Here is a 22,205-nt window from a genome sequence, read left to right as displayed (position 1 = left end):
AGATGAAAGTAGTAATTGAAAGTCCGTTTAAAATCAGTGATGTAGTTGACGAAATGATTCATGAAAAGCTCAATAGCCTTGAAGAATATAAAATGGGAATTACACAGGTAGATTTGTACTTCAAATTAGATGATGGGGAATCAGATAAAACGGTATTTGCCAATCTTGAAGTAAGAAAACCTGGACCTACCATTTTTGCCAGTAGTGATGACATGGATTACGTTAAGGCTTTCAATGAAGCATTTTCGAAGGCAAAGAGACAACTGCTTAAGAAGAAAGAGCAACTCAAAAGTCACCCTTAACTAAACGAGAAATTTAGTATCATGTATAACCGTAGGATAGGCTAGAAAGCTATTCTTCAAATCATCGCAAGTTATACCTAATTGCATGGCCAAAGCGAATATGTTTATGGCTTCATCTGCATTGTAGCCAATGATGTGTGCACCAACGATCTTCTTCGTAGATTTTTCGACTATGGTTTTATAGCCTGCAAATTGATTAGCTCTAGCTCTCTGTATGAACGATGTTCTTAGTGATGCTTCTTTGACATTCATATTGCCACATTCCTCTGTTTTTAAACCCACCATTGCCATTTTTGGATAAGTGTAGATGACCATAGGTACTCCATGATAGCCGACGCTTTTTCTTCTCTTTTCAAAAATATTATGCACAGCAAGATTTGCCTCATAGTTGGCCACTTCAGTAAAGGGTAAGTTGGCGGAAACATCCCCTATGGCCATGATGTGCTCGTGACCTTCAGCAAATAAAAAACGATCTACTTTAATTCCTTGGTTTTCATTAAGTTCCAAGGGTACATTTTCCAGATTTAAATCTGACACAGCAGGAATTCTTCCAGTGGCATTGAGAACCAGATCAGCCTCCAATTCGTAGTCCGTAATTGAAGATCTACTGGCTTTAACGAGATATGAATCATTTTCCCTGGAAATGCCGCTAACCTTGAATCCGAGCTTGACTTCAATGCCTTTATGTAGCGTGGCCTGAATTAATTTTCTAACCAAATCTTCTTCGAAGACGGTTAGTGGCATTTCTTCATCACTTAAAATGGTCACTTCCGAGCCGCAAGCTGCCATAATGTGTGATAGCTCAAAACCCACATATCCACCTCCTACAATAGCTACCTTTTTTGGTAAATGATCCAGTTCAAAGAAATCGTCTGATGTTATCATGTGTTCAGCACCTGGAAAAGGTGGTGTCCTGGGTGTAGCTCCAGTTGCGATTACATAAAGGTCAGCGCTATATTCTTTTCCATCAACTAGCAGTGTTTTTTTATCCAGAAATGAAGCTTTGCCCTCTATCGCAGTTATTCCACGCTCCTCAAAATCACTTTTCGTTTGAGCCGGAACTGTAGAAGTGAATTTTGCCTTGTGTGCCATCAGATCATGCCAATCTATGAATGGAGGCGTCTTTTTAAAGCCATACCCCGTAAAATCACGTGTTTCCCAAAAAGTAGAAGTAACAGATTCCATGGCCTTTTTAGGTGTGCAGCCCCTTAAAGCGCAAGTGCCACCAAATAGCACATCAACGATAGCTATTTTCTTACCTTTTGTAGCACATTTTTTAGCCACAGTAGAGCCTGCAGGACCACTACCAATCACTATAATATCAAATGATGACATATCTTTTATTTTCATACTTAAAGAAGTAGATAATTGTTCTTTTGTTTGTCAGATCAATAAAAAAAGCCCCGATGCAACGCATCGAGGCTCGTAATTAGGTTATACTACAATTAATCGTATGTTTCTTCTAACTGCTCCACTTTGTCCAAAGTCTTCTGGATAGCATTTCTTTGTGCAGTAATAATTCTTCTGATAGAATGAGGCAAATCGCTGATTTCAAGAAACTCGTTGTATTCTTTTACTGCCGCTTCTTCACCATTCTCTATTTCCTCTAAAATAGCTTCTTCCTTATCAAATGAAAAGAATTTTTTGAAGTTCATCCACGCTCTGTGCATGTCTCCAAGGGTACTTGTACCTTTGTCGATTTCACCACCCATTTCTCTCAAAATGTCTTTGATTTGGTGACCGAAAGTATATCTTTGACTTGCTTTTTCTCTATACAAAGCAGCTAAAACACGATTTTCAGTTTCGTCAGCTGCCTTCATAAAACCTTTTTCAGCGTCGTAATTCTTCGCTAGCAGGTCATTCAATCCATCTATTATTTTTGACTCATTCATAATTTTTATTTTTTTTATTAATTAATAACTTATTCTATTGATCATACTCAAGAAACAATGATATGTTCGATGATTCTGGCTATTACAGATCATATTTTTGGATGTTCAAAATAAGAATACAGGCATGTGATCATGGTCTAGCAGTCAAAAATGCTACAAGAAACTGAAAGTGTTTTCTTTGACAATCTGAGATAAATCTTTTCTGCTTCTCTCTTTGGTTTCTGTTTCAGCAAGATCTTCCGGAAGAACTGAAGGGTCTCCACCATATAAACCTACAGCGATAGCTGTAGTAATATGATAACCATCCGGAATCTCAAATACTTCATGTGCTTTTTTCCAGTCCACTCCAGCCATTTGATGCAAAGCTATACCCTGGGATTGAGCCTGTATAGACATATTCCCTACCGCTAATCCTAAATCATGCAAAGCATGAAAGTTTTCCTTGCCATTATCAAATTGCTCCTTATAGGCAGTCAAGATCAGAATAGTGGCATTATTGACCCACTTTTGATTAAAATCACTAAGGCAATTAAAAATTTTATCCCATGTTTCCGTACCCTTTCTGGCCCACATGAAACGCCATGGTTGATAATTGTTGGAACTGGCTGCCCACCTGGCGGCGTCAAATAATTTCATCATTTCTTCATCTGAAATGGTCTCAGACGAAAAAGACCTGGGACTCCATCTATTTTCGATTTCCGTCACCAGGTCGTATTTACTGTTTGCTGTTTTGCTGTTCATTTAAATTTTGTTTAAGCGATAAACCATTTAAACCAGCTTAGTGAAAATTAGTTTTCAATTCTCTTCGCCGTTTCAATGATTACTGGTAAGGTGTCTTTAACTATATTTTCACCAGTAGTATCCACTATGTATACATCAGTGACATTTGCATCACCGGAATAATTGTCGGCTACTTCTTGCTTCGTTAATTGATCGCCTTCATTACATGAAAAAGCAGTAAATAGTACTGCTATAAAAAAATAAAATCTCATTTCTGTCTTTGTGATTCAGATCGAGGAATATTAGCAATGGCAAACCTCGATTTAAAAGTCTTTACGGCATTGCAGTGCCTTACTAAATACGGACAGATATTGTTTGATGACTTACCCTTTTTTTATGCCAGCATCTTCTTCGCTCATATGCTTTCGATACTTTGTCTGCAAATCTGTCTTCTCTTTTTCTGTCAATACTTTTCCGGCAAGCTGAAAAAAAGTATGTTCTTCATCTTCCAAATGATGGAAAACTTTTTCTCTTAATTTCTTAGCAGTACTCAACCATGCAGGTGAGGACATGTCTGTTTCCTCTAATTTTTCTATGAGCTCATCCATTTCGTGGTGTTCAGCAACACCGTGTCGGGCATGCTCCTGTGTCATGTCTTTTTCGATCAATGGAACGTAAAAATAACGTTCTTCTGCATCTGCATGAACTTGTAGTTCATGTTTAAGAGCTTCCCACGTAATTTTTCTCGTTTTAGAATCACCTGATGTTTCAACCAATTTATCAGCTAATCCTCGCTGGATATCATGGTCTTTTCTAATCGCTTCGAATATATTCATATTAGTTGTCAATTTCTTCTCCTTTCTTAACGATGACTGGAAGGGTGTCCTTCTCTGTCATCCCTATAGTATCATCTCTAAGTGTGTTGTCTCCATCAATATCTTCATATTGATTATAAGGTGCTTTATCATTGCCATTGGAATTATCACATGCTGATAAAGTCATTAATGCAAAAAATAGAATGGTTATGTATTTCATAATTAAAAATTTAAATTTTGATTTTTTCATGAAGCTTTTCATAATCAGTATATCCTTCTTCCCCTGGTGTATAAAAAAGATCGGTATTTGGAATAGCAAGTTTTGCATTTTCGTAAAATCTGGTAACCAAATCCGGATTAGAGATGAATGGTCTTCCGAATGCAATGAGATCTGCATGGCCTTTTGATAAATCATGTTCTGCTCTTTCTTTATCGTAGCCTCCGCTCAGAATCAATGAATTTTTGAATAAGATTCTAATTTCTCTTTTGATTTCTTCAGGTACCTCGGGAGCTCCCATGCTTTCGTGATCTACCAGGTGTACATATGCGATATCCAGCCTATTCAACTGGGTCACGAAATACAGGTATTGATCCTCAATTTCGTCAAAGTGCTCCATTTCGTTCATCACTCCGAATGGAGATAGTCGAATACCTGTCCTTTCTGGACCGATTTCACTTGATATCGCTTCAACAACTTTTAGACCGAAGCGGCATCTATTGGCTATTGAACCTCCATATTCATCCTGTCTATGGTTGGAAGCAGTATTTAGAAATTGCTGGATTAAATAACCATTAGCACCATGAATCTCTACTCCATCGAATCCAGCGCGAATGGCATTTGCGGCAGAATGTCTGTACTCGTCAATGGTTTTTTCTATTTCATTTTTGTCCATGGCTTTAGCAACAGGCATCTTTAATTCCCCTTGATTATCCACATACATCTTTGTGTCTTCTAATTTGATGGCTGAAGGCGCCAGAATTTGACTATTGGGTGGCATATTTGCCGGGTGAGAAACCCGACCTGTGTGCATCAGTTGGCAAAATATCTTTCCATTTTTGCGATGTACCTCATCGACCACTTTTTTCCAACCTTCCACTTGTTCATCACTGTACATTCCGGGAATTCTGGCATATCCTAAAGCATTGGGTGAAGGTGCTGTACCTTCCGTTATGATTAAACCTGCACCGGATCTTTGACCGTAGTAGGTCGCCATCAATTCGTTTGGGATATTGCCTATAGCCCTGCATCTCGTCATGGGTGCCATGACAATTCTATTTTTCAATAGATGACCGGAAAGGTTATATTGTTCGAACAATTCGTATTCGCTGGAATGCTTCATTTACAGTATTTGCTAATATTACTAAAAGCGAAAGGTCATTTGTTCGACAGTGATGCTCATAAGTTCAAAAATTAAGCAAATAGGCGAGAATTTAGGCTCCGTATGCCGCAAATTAATCCCACCAAACAGGATTATTGATATTATCTCCTCCCAGTCTTTGAACTGCTTCTTCATAATGTTCAGCATTGGTGGCTTGCTCAGATTCGGGATACAAGTAGCGCACCGGATACATTCCTTCATTCAAATTGTCTGGTCCAGGTTTTAAGTCCGGATATCCTGTCCTTCTCACATTGAACCATGCCTCATGACCATTGGAAACTAAAGAAATCCATTTCTGAGTCATGATCTTTTCCAGATCACCGTCGCCATCCAAAGCTACTGTTTCCTGATCAAAATAATCGTCAGGCACTTCAAGCCCCAGGTAGTTGAAATGAGCTGTCACTCCCGATTGGTATAACGCTTCTGCTTCAGCATCAATATATCCTTTCAGTGCTGCCTCTGCTAATGCAAATTGTTGCTCAGCATAAAGCATGAAAAGCATGTCTACTCCATTAGGCACATCCCGATATACAGCCCCAAATAAGGATACTTCCCCCAAGTCAATATTGTTAGCACTAATGGTCTCCCTACTCTGACCATTTTGAATACCTAAATATTCAGCCTGACCTGCATTTGCACTTTTTTCGGTGGGTCGATAAATCACACCAATTCTAGGATCATCCCATGACTTAAGGATGTTTTCCGCCGTTTTTGTCATTCTGTGTTCCTGATATAAGCCTAATGAAAACTGCGAAACTGGATTTTGATTGGGAGCATTTGCCAGATATGGAAGCACTGCATTATCAGCATTTGACTCCATGAGTTGACCTGCCTTCCATAAACCCTGAAGGGCACTAAAATCTGAGATACGATCAGAAATGCGAAGGTAGTATCTGACTTGCAAGGCATTGGCAAAGCGAATCCATTTATTCAGATTGCCATTGAACATCACATCTCCCTTTATAGAGGCACTGGTATTCTCCAAAGTTTGTACTGCATTTTTCAACACCGCCAAAATTCCGGTAGATGGGTCAGTATAAATTGCTTCCTGGGTATCGTACTTTGGTTGAGTAACACCATCACGAGCCATTAAAGCCTCAGAATAAGGAACATCTCCCCATAAATCGGTCAATTGTGAAAAAATATAGGATTTCATAATGTCACCAACGGCCTGATAGGCTTCGTTCGTCCCTTCTACACTTTGCATGGAATTAATGTCAGTCAGAAGGCCGTACAGAAGATCCCAATGTTGGCCATTGGTCCCCATCTCATATCGATCAATACGTTCGAATTCTACACTTGCCGCAAACTGAGCCAGATAATTCGATAATCTGAATCCTTGAGTATAGGTATTTTCATTGCCTAGTACCGATATGACATTGGCCAAGAGAAACTGTGGATCTATGTTTTCAGAAGAATTGGGATTCTCATTGATTTCATCGAAATCCTTGGTACATGAACTGAATACCAGGCCGATTGCTAATATTATATAAATGTAATTTTTCATTTCTTGCATTTTAGAATTCACTTTTGAGACTTAATCCAAAGCTTCGACTGGATGGATAAGACATATCTTCAACACCATAGGTAAAGTTTCTATCCTGAACGCCGTTGAGTTCAGGATCAACGTGAGGATTTTCGGTAAAAAGAAGTAGATTATTACCGATGATACCCACTTTTAAGCCTTGAAAACCGATACGGTTAGTGATCTCATCACGAAATGTGTAGTACAGACCAACCTGCCGCAATTTCACATAAGATGCGTCATAAACTGAACTGGCTTCATTGCCTCTGTCAAAGAAGTTGTTGTAAAACCTGGAAGCTGAAACAGAAGTAGTATTTTCGACATATTGTGGATTCTCAGCAGTTCCTACATTTACCACTCCATCGCCTATAATGCCATCTTCACGTCCTACCAAAGTCTCCTTTAACACGCCTGAAGTACTTCCTAGTGCTTTTGTGCGGGAAGCAATGATCCCTCCCTGTCTCCAGTCAACCAGTATGCTGGCGATAAAATTTTTGTAGCTCAATTCGTTTCCGAATCCCATACTGAAATCAGGATTGTAATTGCCTAGTAATCTAAGGTTTCCATCTTGTACCGGAAGACCATTGGCACCGTAGAGTGTTCTGCCGTCAATCTCAACGAAACCTGTTCCATACATGTCGCCCACTCTTCCCCCTTCTTTCGCGATATAAAACACAGCATTTGAGCCCCCGGAACCTCCGAAAAACTTTGCAGAACCGGTGACGAACTGATCTACACCTTCAGGTAAGGAGGTAACCATGCTCCTGAAAGTGGAGAAGTTAATCGTAGCATTCCAATTGAAGTCCTTTGATCGAAGGATTTTTCCACTCATTCTTGCTTCCAATCCTCTGGTTGTCACACGGCCGCCATTTTCAATAATATTTCCGAATCCGGAAGAATTTGAGATTGGTCGACCGATGATTTGATTGATTGAGGTGTTTTGGTATAAGGACAGTTCTGTTTGCAATCTGGAACCAAAAAACCATAATTCTGCTCCAGCCTCAAGAGCATTCAATCTCTCAGGTTTAAGTTGTGCGTTCTTCAATACGGTTTCATTGGTCACTCTGAAAAATGAACCATAATTTTGGTTAAATTGAAAAGTGTTGTTCAATTGATAAGGATCTGTATCATTCCCTGCACTGGATGCATTGAACCTGAGTTTAGCAAAGGATAATGATTCGGGAAGCTCAAACATATTGGATAAGATGTAACTGACTCCTGCTGAATAATATGCAAATGAATTATTGTCAGCAGGCAGTGTAGAAGACCAATCATTCCGAACCGTCAGGTCAAAATACAAGGAAGATTGATAACTAATGTTTCCAATACCGTACACAGAATTTATTCTTTTTGTAAAATATTGAGACGTCCCTTTCAACGGATTACGAGAATTGGCCAGCGAATAAATGCCAGGTATGCTAAGTTGAGAAGCTTCTGAAAAAGCGTAGGAAATCTTCTGATCAAATCGATTTGCTCCACCGGCCAGTGAGAATCTGATGGCATCATTCAATTGATCATCGTAAGACACCAAAACATCTGTATTAAGTTCGCGGTAAGCCACTTTATCTTCACGGTAAGAGCCAAAAGGATTTCTATTTGTACTGACAGCTCGCTTAAATTCACGGTCGTCATTATAGGTGTCCAACCCAGAACGAACTCTTACACTTAGATGATCTGTCAAATCATAGGTCAAAGCGCCGTTTCCAAACACCCTGTTCTTATTAAATGAATTGGTATTCTCAAATAGGGTCATATAGGGATTTGTAAGCCATAGATAATTGATATCAAAGTGCTGCAAGCCTTCCTGACCTGCTTGCCAATAATCTCTCATAGCCGCAATATCTGTTTGTCTACCCGTCCAATTGAAACCGTACACCACATTTTCATATCCATAACCAAGATTAGGTCTGTTCCCACTCCTGGTATTGACATAATTCAAATATCCATCGAATCGAAGTCGTTTGGACATGGCCTGATCGACAGCAATAGAAACACCATCTCTTTTCAAATCCGTATTAGGTAGTATACCTGTGTTTCTCAAATTGTTGTAAGCTACTCTCAGACCCCAATTATCTCCACCGTTGCTTATGGCAAAGCTGTTCTGATTCGTGTAACCTGTCTGGAAGAAATTCCTTACATTATCTGGTCGGGAAATCCACGGAGTGGCTGTTATAGGAGTAAATGAACCATCAGGTTTCCTTCTTGCCAGGACATCTCCACCTCTGACGACATTTCCATCCAGATCAGTGGAAGGACTGTCAAACTGCTGAATGAGTATACCCTCGTCCAGTTTCGGCCCATAGCTGGCAAGACCGCCATCATTTATGCCTCCTCCGGTTCCATTGATAAAGGAATATTCCCCATTTGATCCTCCTCCATACACATTTTGATAATCAGGTAGGGTGAGTAATGTCTCGAAGGTGAATGAATTGTTGACAGTTATACCCAGCCCTCGCTTTGGTTGGCCCCTCTTGGTACTGATTAAAACTACCCCATTGGCAGCCCTGGACCCATAAAGTGCTGCAGCACCTGCACCTTTAAGGATCGAAATTGATTCGATATCATCTGGACTGAATTCAGAGGCACCATTCCCAAAATCTACCTCCTGAAGAGCACCGTCATTGGTTAAGTCAGAAGTGATCAGCTGATTGCTAATCGGTACTCCATCTACCACAAAGAGTGGTTCATTGCGACCACTGATGGAATTCTCACCTCGGATAATGATTCTGGAGGATGAACCGACACCTGATGAACCATTGGTGATTTGTACGCCTGCTACATTTCCAGCTAGGGCATTCACCATGTTGGTTTGAGGCACCACTCTTAAAGCACCTCCATCGATTTGTTCCACACCTGCGCTCAAGGCCTGTTTTTCTCTTTTGATACCAAGCGCGGTAACGACCACCTCTTCTAATTGACCTGCCGAAGGTTCCAACATTATGGTTGTAGGCACCTGGCCATTCATGATGGTAATTCTCTTTGGTTCATATCCTAGATAAGAGATTTCGAGATCAAAATTTACCGCCTCTGTTTCAATGGTAAATTGGCCTTCCAGATCGGTCACACTATAGTTCTGCGTACCCAATTCATTGATTGTCGCTCCTATCAGTGGATCATTGTTGGAATCTACAACTTTCGAGGTGTAACTTGTGGTTTGCGCCATCAATGCCGAAAGGCATAGTTGAAGTATCAGTATAAGTTTAATTCTCATGCTGTTTAGTTATTATTGTTCATTACATATTCGCGAGCAGTTTCTAAAAGCTGAGCGCGTTTTTCTAAATCGATAGAGAGAGGAAGTTGGGCCAACCCAAGAATTCTACGCAGCACTTCTGCTCCTGCACATTGTTTCACCAGTTCCAGGTCTAAATCTGCCTCTTCTTTATAGTATTTATGTGCGTTTAAGATGGTTTGGACGGGTTGGTCACAAAGCATTAAGTGAGCGGTAGTCACTCCGATCTCAAACTCTGGATACCCGTAGAAGCAAAATTCCGGGTCGATAATTCTGACACCTTCTTCGGTTTTTAGCCAACTACCTGGAAAATAGTCTCCATGTAATAAAGTATCGCCATCCTCTAGATAACGATTTCCAAGAGATTCGATCTTTGCTTTTAAAGCTGTATCATCCTTGTATTTTTTTGCTAGATCGGCCAACCCCGGTAGCACCGTATCCAGATTGAGCCCATTATCCTCCAGGTATGGATACAAGAACATGTGTTCATGGTTTAATTTTCGCATCGCGCGGTTCGATATCGGTGAAGTAGCGTTTTGAATTTTATTTTCATTATGGAGCACTGCAGCAAATTTCATGATCTGCTGGAGCTCGGTGTCGGGAATCACAGCCTTGTTCTTGTAGAAAAAAGTATAGTCCTTTCCAGCTCCCAGGTCCTCCATGGCAATAATATTATTAATACCATCGACGCCCATGATTTTTGGGGTCATCTTTGTCAAATACGGATGATCCGAGATCTCTTTATAGAAGTCAGCTTCTCTTTGAACCCGGTCTGTCGGAGCAGCTACCTGAGGATATTTTTCCACATAGCCTCTGCTCTGCTTAATGATGAAACTTCTTCTGGGGGTACAAATTCTAAGGGTAAAATTCATATTACCATCACCCGGCACGTGAAAATGAGTGATGTGCTCCCCTGCTAAAAGCCATTTTTGGGCCTGTAAATAAGTTGTCAGAACCTGTAAGTCTTTTTCTAGCTTGATCATAAAAGTGATTTCATTAATTTTTCGTGATAATTTTCAACTACGTCATAACAATATCTGACCAGGTAACCTTTTTGCTGATCACATAGTAGATACTGCTTAAAGGATGTGTTTTGGTTTTTGCCAATGGTATCATTGGGGTGTATTTCCATTCTTGCATGCAGATTTTCTGAAATAATATCCTCTGGTTGTATGAGGTAATGGCTAGCTAAAACATCGAATGGGTTGAAGCCATGTGCTCCTAATTCTAACCATTGCTGCAGCCATGCTTGTGAACTTTGGGAAAGCCATTGGCAGCCCTCATCCCCTTTTCCAAGTTTGTTCAAATCATCTTGATCAATCCAAACTTTACTACTGATTTCATACGGGCACAAGGTGATGTCCATTCCATGCTCAAACATGACCTGAAAAGCGGCGTTGTCGAGATCAAAATTAAGGTCCCAGGCATGCCTGCCAGGGTTGCCTATTACAAAATAATCTTTGGGAGTCCTTCTTCCGGCGACCAAAACAACTTCTTCTATTTGTGACGCAAGCTCTGGGTATTTGAGCAGGAGTATTCCAACATTGGTTGCTGGTCCTATGGCCATGATGGTTAATTTATCTTGTGTCAAAGCTTTCGCCAAGCCTTCCACAGCATCGTTTGATTGCAGATTTTCCAGGTCCATTGATTGAGCTGCTCCTTCAAACACAGGAATTTCATATGAAGCAAAATTTTCAACCATATAATGACACAGTTCTATTGCATTTTCTATGATGGTATTACCGAAAACGGCGCTGATTCCTTGAATATGTACTTTACTGCTTTTCATCAGTTGGAGAATAGCAAAACCATCATCCACATCCGAATATCCGTCTCGATTTCTCAAGACCCTTTTTTTTCCTACAGCAAGATCAGAATCGATCCATATTTTCTTTTTCAAAATTGTTCTGTTTTTAATTGTTTCCAAAACTCAGTTTCCGCCAGCACACCGGTTTCGGGGTCATTGATAAATGAAGAGCGATCTTTGTAAATTTTCAATTTTCCTTTATCCATATAAGCGATTTCGTCTCCCATAAGAATGGCTTCTTTTAAATCATGAGTCACAAATAAGGATGTAATGTTAAAGGTCTTCGCCAACCGTAGAAATAAGGTTTGCATGTTTTTTCTCGTTCCTGCATCCAAGCTTCCAAAAGGCTCATCTAAAAGTAGAAGTGCAGGATTAGTAATGATGGCACGACCGAATGCTACCCGTTGTCTTTGGCCTCCGCTTATCTGATGAGGCATCTTGCTTCCATGACCCTGCAACTCTAGATTTTCAATCATCTCTATCACCCTATCATCTACGATATGATCCTTTATCTTCTTTATTCTTAATCCAAAGGCAATGTTTTCAAATACAGACAAGTGAGGAAAGAGCAAATCTTCCTGGTACAGATACACGATATTTCTTTTGGAGGCTTCGATCTCATCAACTCGGACGCCGTCCAATTTAATAACGCCTTGATCTATAGGTGTCAATCCGGCTATCATCTTAAGCATGGTGGTTTTGCCACATCCTGAACGTCCTAGTATACTTAGGGTTTTATGCTTTTCCAGATTGATATTCAATTCAGAAACAATAGCTTCCTTGTTATAACTCTTTTCTATGTCATGTACCTCCAGAAACATCAAATCAATTTATTAAACACATATTTTTTATTTATATATATCATAACAACTGGTGGTATGATAAGCATGCAACAGCTCATTGCGCCGTAATAGAAATTAGATTCTTTGATAAAAAGGAAAACCTTTATGGTAAGGGTTTGCACCTTTCCCACACCTATAATTGAAGTTAATCCGTATTCAAACCATGAAATCAAGAAGGTTTGGAAAAAACAAACCATTAGGAGCCCCCTGGCCATAGGTAATAGTACTTTTCTAAATGTTGTTAGGGAACCTCCACCAAGTGTGGCGACGAGATCTTCGTAACTTTTTATCTTTTCATTCCAAAAACTGCTGAAAAAAATCAAGGCGTATGGAAATGCGATGATGAATTGGGCTAAAACCACTCCGAAGGTAGTGCCGAAAATGCCCATTTTTAGAAAATAGTAGCTCAGACAGGCTCCAAACACGACCGGCGCCAGAATATAAGGGAAGTAAGTCAGTAAGGTTAACAGTCGTTTTTTAGGATGATAACTGACATATCTACTGATCACAAATCCGCACAATGTCGAACTTACCGCCACACTCAATGAAATCACTAAGGATATTAAGAAACTTTGCGCAATGCCACTTTCTGTTCCGGCAACTTTACCCCAGTTTTTAAAACCAAAATATTCCGGGAGTAAATCAGGAAATCTCCAACCTGAAGACATGGATAGCAGGAACAGGAATATGAATGGAAATACAATTGCAACCAGGTAAGTAATCAATATGCCATTTTTCCATCTACCCATTTTCAGTAGATCTTTTTGAAAATAAAAGAATAGTTGCAATACTAACCAGGATGGTATACATCACAGCTACTACGTAACCCTCTGAAATCTTGGTTAAATCAAATTGCTTTAGTTCTCTGACAATCAATACGGACAACATTTGGGGTGATTCTTGTCCTAAAATCAATGGCACCTCGTATGCACCTAACAGGAAAATGAAATATAGGGCTATCAATGTCCAGGTTTTTCTTAGAATGACAGGCAAGCTAACTCTCCAAATTGTTTGACTATTACTGGCACCAAGGGATCTGGCCAGTTCTGTCAATTGATCAAGTCTTTCATTGTCATACACGTTCAGAAACAACAGGACGAAGAATGGCATGACCACACTGATTAAAACCAGGATAATTCCTATCGCATACTGGTCATTGATCAAATCAGGAAAGTCTGTGATCCCTGATGTAAATCCGAGTAAATAACTGAATCTGGAAAACAAACCTGATTTGGAAAGTATTTGTACAGTGAAGAATGCGGCAACAATTCCCGGAATGGCCAAGGGTAAATAAATCATGAAAGACACGATTTTGCCCCTTAACTTTTTCTGAAATTTCAACGTAAACCAAAGGGCGGCTGTCACTGATATAAATACCGAAATTAAAGCAATGGTCACACTATAAATGAGGGCATCTAAAAAAGCACCTGATCTAAAAACTTCTGCCCAAAACTCAAGTGTAAATCCATCATTTACCACACCTATAATTCCAAAACTATATAGTAACGAATAGCCGAAAGCTGCTGCAAAAGGCACCATACCGATCAGCACGAAAAATAATATTCCAATGTGGCTCTTATTGCTCAATGACCTGAGTTCGAAAGTCTTCAAATAATCGTATCATGTATTGTGGGTCAGGCTCCTGAATGGCTTTTTCCTGTAGGTCGGCCATTTCCGGACCGTACTTTCTTCGTTCCTGCGCTTCAAATTTAGTTCTCCACTCGACAGGTAACTTCGACACATCCAAAATGGTATTAGAATCCATTTCATTAGGATCGGATTTCTTTAATTGAGCTTCTGGAGACATCAAAAAATTAATGACTACCATCGCTCCAAGTTTATTTTGAGAATTATAGGATATGCCCAGGTAATTTGAATTCTTGATGGTGCCATTGTCCCATGCGTAACCTCGCGTAGATTTTGGAAACAAACCTTGAATGACTTTATCTTCAATTCCACCTTCACCAAAACCGTAATCTATTAGCAATTCACCATTAGCGTACATTTGGTCCATTTTCGTGTGTTCCTTTGGAAATGTAGTACCATTCTTCCAAAAATGTTTTTTGTTCTTGTTAATGTACGACCATAATTGGGTGGATAGTTCTTGGTACTTAATTTTATCAAATGGGCCATTCAAGCTTTCGGGTCCACCTCCTAATTCAGCAAGGAAGCTTTTTAGCAAGGTCATTCCTGAAAAGTCGTTGGAGATCGTAAAAGTACCGGGCTTAGATTTTACATAGCTTTCAAGTTCGTCAAGGTTTGAAGGTGGATCCTGGATTCTTGTGGTATCATAAAATAAAGCAAACTGACTGACACTCCACGGTGCTTCCATGTAATTTACGGGTTGCTGAAAATCTATGCCGATGAATTCATCTTCAAAATTGACATATTGCGCATTGGGGAGCTTTGTCACGAATGGGCCCCACAGTCCGTCTATCTGTCTGAGTTGAAAAAATGTCTCACCGTTGATCCAAACCATATCTACCTGACCACTGCCTACATTAGCTTGCTTTTCACCCATGATGAGCTGTACAATTTCAGGACCCTGGCCACCTGTAATCTTGAGATCAATATTATACTTTTCCTTTACAGCAGGAATGACGTAATTATTGATATAAGAATTGATGGAAGGGCTTCCTTGCCACATCATAAAATTTACAGTAGTGCCTGACGCTTTCTGCTCAATTTCTTGCCAGGGGATGGTTGATATGTCTAATTCAGAACCATGATTTGCAGGACTGCAAGCGTACAGCAAAACAAAAATAAAAACAACGTACTTCATAGCAGATGAAGAAGAATATTTATGAATAAAAAGGAATTAAATTGGAGTCTTGGTAGTATTTCAAAAATGTGATGGTGGACCTCTCAGAAAAGGAGTATATACCACAATTGGGATTGCAATCAAGTGAATACTTACAGGCAGTGAGTTTTTAACAAACGCAAGAAAAGTCCTTATAATCGCAATAGAACTGATGTCTTTCAACTCTTTCACTACTAAAGCGAAATCTTTTAATTGATTGATGTCTCTTTTCTGTTCCAGGACTTCCAACTCGATGGATTGGACTTCAAAATAGGTCTTCAGATCTGAAGCAGTATATTCACTTTGCCATCTTATGCATTGAAACTTCTTATCATCTAATTGGTCTCTTTTTAGACCGATAAGATATGCACCTTGACGAAAAGTGGGACCCAAGATCGCTGTACCGGATTCGAGTGTTGATTTAATATGGCCAAAATCAATATGCTCAAGCGATAAACAATCATTTCCTACTGAAAAAGCGGATTGATAGCCGAGATCGAATGCATGTCTGAATGCATTGACCAGTTTCTCGCCAAAGCTATTTCCCACCTGTTTTTGCTCATCGAAGAAAATGATGTCGAGCTCAGAGGATCGAAGTACGCTGAGGGTCTTTCGATATAGAAACTTGGATATGGCAATTCTTTGAGCTCTCGTGGAAAAATTACTCCAAGACTTGGATTCAGCTTCACACTTTACTGATCTGCTAAAATAAATTAAGGCCGTTGAGTTGCTTTTATCCACGAAGTAAAAGTAAGTAATTAAATGGATCTAAGTCTACAAAATATAGGCGGCGTCTGCCGGTGGACAAATTTGAAAAGCAAATGATAAATATCTACCTGCCAGGACTGCTTATCTGGAATGTCAATGTAAGATAAAGGCTTCTTCCGTCACTTGGTATAATGCCCGGACCAGGGTATCCTGTAGCACGACGAGTAAAGTATTGAGTGTTGAGAACGTTATTGATTCCGGTATCCATTTTGAAATTATTCCATTTGTAGGACATGCTGATGTCCATTATTTGATAGGCAGGAATAGGACCGATAATCCCTTCTCTACTATCACCTCCTGAAGGAATAGAAGAATTCTGGACATCTGTAAATTGAGAAGAAACATAAGTCCATTGAAGACTGGCCATCAAATTTTGATAGCCTGCATTGACACCACCTTTAAAGTTGATCAAGGGTATAAATTCCACTCTCTTACCTACTACATTATTTTCATCGCTGCTGGTATATCTGCTATCTGTTAATGCCAGATTACTGAATACGCTTAATTTGGATTGTTCCCTTCCGGCCAAAAGATTAATATCTATCAATGTTTCAACTCCATAAATCACTGCGTTTCCGATGTTTTTTCTAACTCTGTTTGCTCGCTCATTAAGTATAATTCCTATTCGATCATTGTATTTAATTCCAAAAGCACCCATATCGTAGGAAAGTATATTTTTCACTTTACCACGGAAACCTAAATCGCCAGTTATCCCCCTTTCGTCCGATATGTTGGGATCGATAATAAATGTCGGATTGATTGTTCTAATATCACTAAATGTGACAGACCTGTAATTTTGAGAAACATTAGCATGCAAACTAAATTTTTCCATAGGTTTGTAACCCATTCCTATTCCGAAAAGCATAAAGTTTCTGGGCAAAGAACGATTGTCATCGAATCTTCTTATAGAAATGGGGTTTCCTGCATTGTCATAGATTACATTCGTATATTCTCCGGTTGTCTCGGTAACAATATGCTCAAATCTTAATCCAGGCGTTAGTGAAAATCGATCATTGATATAAAAAATGTTTTCGCTGAAAAGCGCCACGTTTTCATTTGGAAACAGAAATGATGACTGATTGGCGTAATCTGGAAAATCCTCATTTTCAAAATCAAATTCAGGATCGGTATCTAATGAACCCGGGCCTTGCTGACTTCGATTTCGAGCTCGGTATAGTTTTGTTCCTATCAGCCATACCGCTCTTTTATTTTTAATTTTATACCGGGTCAGGTATCTCGCTTCAAGGCCAATGTTTCTAAACCTTCCTTTTATTAAATCTCTGGGTAAAATATAGTTTCCATTTTCATCCTGCTCATCCAAGGCATTGACGGGATTGGTATTAAGATCGGTGGGATCTCCGCGAAAACCTAGTGAAAACCGATCTGCCTCCAGTGCTGTCAAATTGATCGTCATTTCACTTTTTGAGGAGAATTTATGTCTAAAGTAAGCGTGATATAAGTTCCAGTTTACTTTAAACCAGTTTCTGGAGCGATTGCCTTGTCTGGGATCTGTAGCGAATTCAGTGTCTGTTAGTCCTCCTGCCTGTTTAGCCAAGTACGAAAAATGGGTATACTCTAATTTTAGTGAGGTATTACTATTCCAATCGTATTTAGTGGATAAAAATGTGTTATTAGCATTGAAGTCAGAGTTTTCTCGGTATCCGTTTCCAGTTTTGTAATTATAATAACCTTGGATTGTCCATTTATTTTTCCGAAAACCTATACGATTGAAAGAATTAAAAAAACCAAAGGAACCAATCGTCTGTGCAGATTTGATCTCATAATCCTGATGAGTCGGCAAAAGGTGAGTTTTGAAATTAATCAATCCTCCAAATTGAGTCCCATATTGTAAAGATGCAGCACCCCTGATAATTTGAATCTCATCGAGTGCTTCAGCGGGTGGGGTATAGTAACTCTCCGGGTAACCCAAAACATCGGCACTGATATCATATCCATTTTGTCTGGTGTTAAAATTCGCTGTTCTGTTTGGATCAAGGCCCCTGCCGCCAATTGCAAGTTGAAGACCACCATCGTTACCTTCATAAATATTCAATCCGGCAACCTGAGCATAAATCTGTCTGCTGTTGTTTGCAGCTATATTTCCCATCATTTTTTCAATCCGGACCACTTCAGATTTTTTCCCTGCATAAATCGCAGTGCCTTCTACCGCTCTAAGTCTTTGTAAGGCAAATTGTTGATCTCTTTGATCCTGGATAACAACTTCAGTTAGTTTGTCACTTAATTTTTCCAAAACAAAAGAAAGGGTAGTATCACGAGTAAGTGTGATGATTTTTTCTCGGGAATTATACCCAATGGCAAAGACAATTAGTGTGTAAGTACCTTGTTCTATGGATTTGAAGTTAAAGGATCCATTTTGAAGAATGTCTTTCTCTAACAAGTAAACATCCGCATTTATAATGACCTGTCCGCTTTCAGAATCTTTAACGTTTCCTTCGATGTTTAACTGCCCATTGGCATAAACTACACCTAGTAAAAAGCTAACGATATGAAGTATTCTAGTCATTAAATGGTAAAACCCAATTTCGGTGTGCAAAGGAATCATTTATTTCTAAAAGATTGACGTTTGGATCGATAAATGGTTTGCTTTTCTCACCATTCAAAGCAACATAGCTTTCCACATAGATTTCAATGTTTTCATGTCCTTGTTTAGTGAAATGCTGACCAAGAAAATGGGCGTACTCTACAATAAAATCTGGTTGAGTCGCCATCTGCTTTTCTTGAAAAGCTGTTAGAAAATCACTATTATCCACCTTGAAGGATTTACCTGTAGCGGCATCGACCACTTTAAATTCTGCATACCCCGCTTTCTCCATGAGCATTACTCGCCATGAAAACCGATAGCCTTGCTCTGTCCAGAACAGCTTACCTGGATAAGCCAGAAATCTTAAGGGTAAAAGGATTTGTATGATCAGGTAAATGGATAGAAAATATTTGACCTGGGGAGATGGACGCCATGTCTCATTTGATTTTAACTGATGGACTCCCAGTCCGGAGAGTTTAGCCATCAGGGTTAGTATTCTCTGATGCATTGGCGCATCAAAAAATATGAGAGTACTGACAATCATAACATATGGAAACATTCCGATGGGAAACAACACTCCAGTCAGCATATGAAAGATGATGACCGTGAGATATGCCCACACTCTGGTTGGTTTATAAAGCAAAAAGAATACAATGAAGAGGTCGTAGATGGCACCGGCCCAACTGAAGAAGTAATGTGCCCACTTCTGATGTAAAAAATCACCAAGAAAAGGTATACTATATTTAGAGGGTAGCCATATTGACAAAGGCATGGCTTTCAGCATCCAATCACTGTTTAACTTAGCCAAACCAGCATAAATATAAACGATGGCTATTAAGATTTTCAGTGCATTGATGCTATATGCAGGAACATATTTATAAGCCATATTTCTTGCGTCCCATGAGAAGTATCGGTTCATGGGAAGAAATATCATCATCAGACTGAGAACTGAAATGAAATAATAATGATTGAGATAGGTGGTTTTATCCATTAACTCTATATAGGTAAAGGATAAGAAGAAAATAGCCATACTCCACCTGTACTTAAATCCTAAACTAATGCATAAGGCACTTAATGCGCAAAGGGTGAAGAGGCCGTACGTCAATGAAGGGGCTGGAACTGACACCCATTCGAAACCATAATATTTGAACTGAAAGCTTGGTTCAAGGTATAACTTCTCAATCCATCCATTTGCCCAAAATCGAATGATGCTGGCAAACATCATCAATCCAAAAAAGATTCTGAATGTAGCTAGAGGAGAAGCATGCTTTGTATTAGTCGCCGTCAGCATCTACATAGTCTACTTGTATGCTTAAAGCCTGCAACATATCTACTTTTAGCAGAACAACGGCTTTTTGCAATTCATCATAGACTTCTAATAGTTGCAGATTATTCTCATTGATCTGATCTTTAAGACTAGGGTCGATATCCTTCAGCAATCTTTTAGCTTGCTCCCAATGATTGTTTATGGCTATTGCAATCTCACCTTTGTCCATAAATTCAAGATAGTCGGCGAGGCTATTATCAGCATTGAAAAATGCCTGTGCAGCATTAAGCGCAGTAAGCAATAAATTTTTAGAATACTTGGAAGAATACGGTGCTTCGACATTCATGGGAAGTGGGTCACCACTGAATACTCCTGCCGGAATACCTACTTTACCGGCTCTTAAATATTTTTCGTAGTAAAATAGAAAGTCATTGACCATCCGATCTACTGATTCGGGATTTTGGACAAAGGAAGATCGTTCTTCCACATTCCAGCTGTCATTGACTTGAGTTGCCAATTTTTGCAACCTTGATATCAAAAGGTCCAGATAGGCACTACAATCGTTTGCACTAAGTTTTTCAACCAACTCATCCGCCTTAATTTTGTCAAAAAGCATGTAGTCTAACGCTGGAAATCCTTGAGCTACTCGAGTGGAAGGTAATGCGAGATTGATATTTTGTTGCTCAATATTGCTCTTGACCTTTTCGATATTGGTAGGATAAGTATTGGTATATCCACGCATACCCAGTTTTTCAGCTTCGCCAATTTCAAAAAGAGCCACCATCTGCCAGGATTCATAGGCTTGGAGATAAGTGTTTCTCAAAGCATCCAGGGTAGATGTGCTGGGTGCGGTTTTAAAGTCAACATTCTTGATAGCCAATTCATTGAGAGCTGAAAGGTATTGAGCATATCCTGGCTTGATGTGTAAATCAACCCAGTTTTCAAGCATCAATTCACGATCAAAATTATCTTTTGTTTCAGGTATAAAGGATTGCTCACATCCAGTGAAAAGAGTGATTAGAAAAATGAGTGAAAGAAGTCTATTTAACATCATTGTGCTGCTTGTTCTAGTGTAAAATTGAATTGATCAGCGATACTTCTCGAAATGTCATCCAAGGTAGCCGAATCTACATCCCAAAAACCATTTCCTTCATCTAGTCTTTCCAGAAACTGTAATACCTCATCCCGATCTACATATGGTTCAAAAGTATTGGGCTCGCGAGTAAATTGAAGACTATAAATAAATCCATATCCTTCAGAAAGATCATGAAATGCAGTGCCATAATTTTCGTCTGACAAGGCATTCTTACCTTGTTGTAAATAGTAAACAGATCTAACTCCTATCACTGTTGAAACCAATTCGCGAATAATTTCTGCCTGCTCATCTCTCACATCATATGCTCCTGCCACAATAGCAGCCCGACCTTTCTTAAAAGCGTCATAAATATCTTGTGCTATGTTGCTAAAATCAGGATCGTTGTTTACTCTGAAAAGATACTTGTTGAGGAAGGAATCATCAGCACCTAAGGTAGAAAGTGGATCGCTGGCACTTGCACTGGCTCCGAAAAGATATCCATATGCTTCATCCCACTTATGTTCCATATTCGTATAGGGCTTATTTTCTACAATGATCCCCTCATCATTTTCAGCTCTGTTATTACCTTCATCAAGTACGGAAACACTCAAGTAGTTATTCAACATTTGATCTGTCATCAGTGCTCCGATTAAACCTTTGGTAAACGCCTGATTATATTCCAGACCTTTAGCATTCACGTATCTTGTACTGTTGCCATCTGCAATCTGACCAGCTATGCCGACTTCTGCTACACGATTGGAAGCCGGAAATATTTCTTGTGTTTGCAGAGAAAGCCAAGTCTCAAATTGTCCTTTTACTATAGAGGAGGCAGCTGTGCTGGTTGCAAAAAAATCTTTCGAAGCGGCCACCTTAGATTTAATACTCTTCGAAGAGCTGTTCAAGTCCTGATCACTAAATGGGGTATTCACATTTCTGAACATATTGATCAGTTGCTCCTCACTTTGGGTAAAATCTTCCATTGCCGAAACCAATTCTTCTGCCATTTTAATACGGGTCGTTTGACCTTCGAATGACACAGTAGATTGCCCGTCCCTGGAAAAAGTATAAAATGTAGGAACATCGATTTTAACTTCTTTTGGTTGCTGGTCCTTTTCGCAACCCATTAAAATAAAAATGACAGCTAAAAATATATAGATATGTTGTTTCATATAAGCTTTTTTCACACCTCCTGGAGGTCTTCATTTCAATTTTTCAACAGCGCGAAAGTAAGACAGGATTTTC

21 protein-coding genes are annotated in these 22,205 nt (G+C 39.4%); 1 reads left to right on the top strand and 20 read right to left on the bottom strand.

The annotated features are described in order from the left end of the window. Positions 1-2 precede the first annotated feature (2 nt). On the top strand, positions 3-302 hold the full coding sequence (gene hpf, locus L2567_RS08695; protein ID WP_235297368.1) for a ribosome hibernation-promoting factor, HPF/YfiA family: 300 nt from the start codon (positions 3-5) through the stop codon (positions 300-302). Here the strand turns inward: hpf and L2567_RS08690 are convergent, their stop codons facing one another. From L2567_RS08690 to L2567_RS08595, 20 genes are all read right to left on the bottom strand, one after another. Then, positions 303-1,637 carry a dihydrolipoyl dehydrogenase family protein gene (locus L2567_RS08690; RefSeq protein ID WP_235297367.1) on the bottom strand — a complete coding sequence of 445 codons (1,335 nt, stop codon included), beginning with the start codon at positions 1,635-1,637 and terminating at the stop codon, positions 303-305. Positions 1,638-1,747: 110 nt separating this feature from the next. Further along, positions 1,748-2,194, bottom strand: coding sequence for a ferritin-like domain-containing protein (locus L2567_RS08685; RefSeq protein WP_235297366.1), 447 nt, complete (start codon positions 2,192-2,194; stop codon positions 1,748-1,750). Positions 2,195-2,347: 153 nt separating this feature from the next. Continuing rightward, positions 2,348-2,935 carry a nitroreductase family protein gene (locus L2567_RS08680; protein WP_235297365.1) on the bottom strand — a complete coding sequence of 196 codons (588 nt, stop codon included), beginning with the start codon at positions 2,933-2,935 and terminating at the stop codon, positions 2,348-2,350. 47 nt (positions 2,936-2,982) lie between these two features. Further along, positions 2,983-3,186: a hypothetical protein gene (locus L2567_RS08675; protein WP_235297364.1), complete on the bottom strand. Its 204-nt coding sequence runs from the start codon at positions 3,184-3,186 to the stop codon at positions 2,983-2,985. Between the two features lie 111 nt (positions 3,187-3,297). Further along, the gene (locus L2567_RS08670; protein WP_235297363.1) at positions 3,298-3,750 is read right to left on the bottom strand and encodes a hemerythrin domain-containing protein; all 453 of its coding nucleotides are present in this window, start codon (positions 3,748-3,750) and stop codon (positions 3,298-3,300) included. Position 3,751: 1 nt separating this feature from the next. Next, the gene (locus L2567_RS08665) at positions 3,752-3,949 is read right to left on the bottom strand and encodes a hypothetical protein (RefSeq protein ID WP_235297362.1); all 198 of its coding nucleotides are present in this window, start codon (positions 3,947-3,949) and stop codon (positions 3,752-3,754) included. A gap of 10 nt (positions 3,950-3,959) precedes the next feature. Next, positions 3,960-5,069, bottom strand: coding sequence for an alkene reductase (locus L2567_RS08660; protein WP_235297361.1), 1,110 nt, complete (start codon positions 5,067-5,069; stop codon positions 3,960-3,962). 112 nt (positions 5,070-5,181) lie between these two features. Next, positions 5,182-6,615, bottom strand: coding sequence for a SusD/RagB family nutrient-binding outer membrane lipoprotein (locus tag L2567_RS08655; protein WP_235297360.1), 1,434 nt, complete (start codon positions 6,613-6,615; stop codon positions 5,182-5,184). A 10-nt stretch (positions 6,616-6,625) separates the two neighbouring features. After that, positions 6,626-9,844, bottom strand: coding sequence for a SusC/RagA family TonB-linked outer membrane protein (locus L2567_RS08650; RefSeq protein ID WP_235297359.1), 3,219 nt, complete (start codon positions 9,842-9,844; stop codon positions 6,626-6,628). A 5-nt stretch (positions 9,845-9,849) separates the two neighbouring features. Beyond that, on the bottom strand, positions 9,850-10,845 hold the full coding sequence (locus L2567_RS08645; RefSeq protein WP_235297358.1) for a phosphotransferase: 996 nt from the start codon (positions 10,843-10,845) through the stop codon (positions 9,850-9,852). Then, positions 10,842-11,762 (bottom strand): nucleoside hydrolase, encoded by a 921-nt coding sequence (locus L2567_RS08640; protein WP_235297357.1) that lies wholly within the window; start codon positions 11,760-11,762, stop codon positions 10,842-10,844. The genes L2567_RS08645 and L2567_RS08640 overlap by 4 nt, the downstream gene beginning before the upstream one ends. After that, positions 11,759-12,490 (bottom strand): ABC transporter ATP-binding protein, encoded by a 732-nt coding sequence (locus L2567_RS08635; protein WP_235297356.1) that lies wholly within the window; start codon positions 12,488-12,490, stop codon positions 11,759-11,761. Before L2567_RS08635 ends, L2567_RS08640 begins: the two co-directional genes overlap by 4 nt. Next, complete coding sequence (locus L2567_RS08630) at positions 12,490-13,260, bottom strand: ABC transporter permease (RefSeq protein WP_235297355.1); 771 nt, start codon at positions 13,258-13,260, stop codon at positions 12,490-12,492. Before L2567_RS08630 ends, L2567_RS08635 begins: the two co-directional genes overlap by 1 nt. Next, a complete protein-coding gene (locus L2567_RS08625) occupies positions 13,253-14,098 on the bottom strand; it encodes an ABC transporter permease (RefSeq protein WP_235297354.1) in 846 nt (281 codons plus the stop codon). Before L2567_RS08625 ends, L2567_RS08630 begins: the two co-directional genes overlap by 8 nt. Next, the gene (locus tag L2567_RS08620; protein ID WP_235297353.1) at positions 14,088-15,293 is read right to left on the bottom strand and encodes an ABC transporter substrate-binding protein; all 1,206 of its coding nucleotides are present in this window, start codon (positions 15,291-15,293) and stop codon (positions 14,088-14,090) included. The genes L2567_RS08625 and L2567_RS08620 overlap by 11 nt, the downstream gene beginning before the upstream one ends. A gap of 60 nt (positions 15,294-15,353) precedes the next feature. Next, entirely contained in the window at positions 15,354-16,052 is a 699-nt protein-coding gene (locus L2567_RS08615) for a DUF2064 domain-containing protein (RefSeq protein WP_235297352.1), read from the bottom strand. 91 nt (positions 16,053-16,143) lie between these two features. Next, positions 16,144-18,603, bottom strand: a complete 2,460-nt coding sequence (locus L2567_RS08610) for a TonB-dependent receptor (protein ID WP_235297351.1) — start codon at positions 18,601-18,603, stop codon at positions 16,144-16,146. Beyond that, the gene (locus L2567_RS08605) at positions 18,596-19,912 is read right to left on the bottom strand and encodes an HTTM domain-containing protein (RefSeq protein WP_235297350.1); all 1,317 of its coding nucleotides are present in this window, start codon (positions 19,910-19,912) and stop codon (positions 18,596-18,598) included. The genes L2567_RS08610 and L2567_RS08605 overlap by 8 nt, the downstream gene beginning before the upstream one ends. Further along, entirely contained in the window at positions 19,896-20,939 is a 1,044-nt protein-coding gene (locus L2567_RS08600) for an imelysin family protein (RefSeq protein WP_235297349.1), read from the bottom strand. Before L2567_RS08600 ends, L2567_RS08605 begins: the two co-directional genes overlap by 17 nt. Beyond that, complete coding sequence (locus L2567_RS08595) at positions 20,939-22,132, bottom strand: DUF4856 domain-containing protein (protein WP_235297348.1); 1,194 nt, start codon at positions 22,130-22,132, stop codon at positions 20,939-20,941. The genes L2567_RS08600 and L2567_RS08595 overlap by 1 nt, the downstream gene beginning before the upstream one ends. Positions 22,133-22,205 lie beyond the last annotated feature (73 nt).

Source organism: Portibacter marinus (genome assembly GCF_021533195.1).
In the GTDB taxonomy this organism is placed as follows: Bacteria; Bacteroidota; Bacteroidia; order Chitinophagales; family Saprospiraceae; genus Portibacter; species Portibacter marinus.
This window is presented reverse-complemented; position numbering and strand designations above follow the sequence as displayed.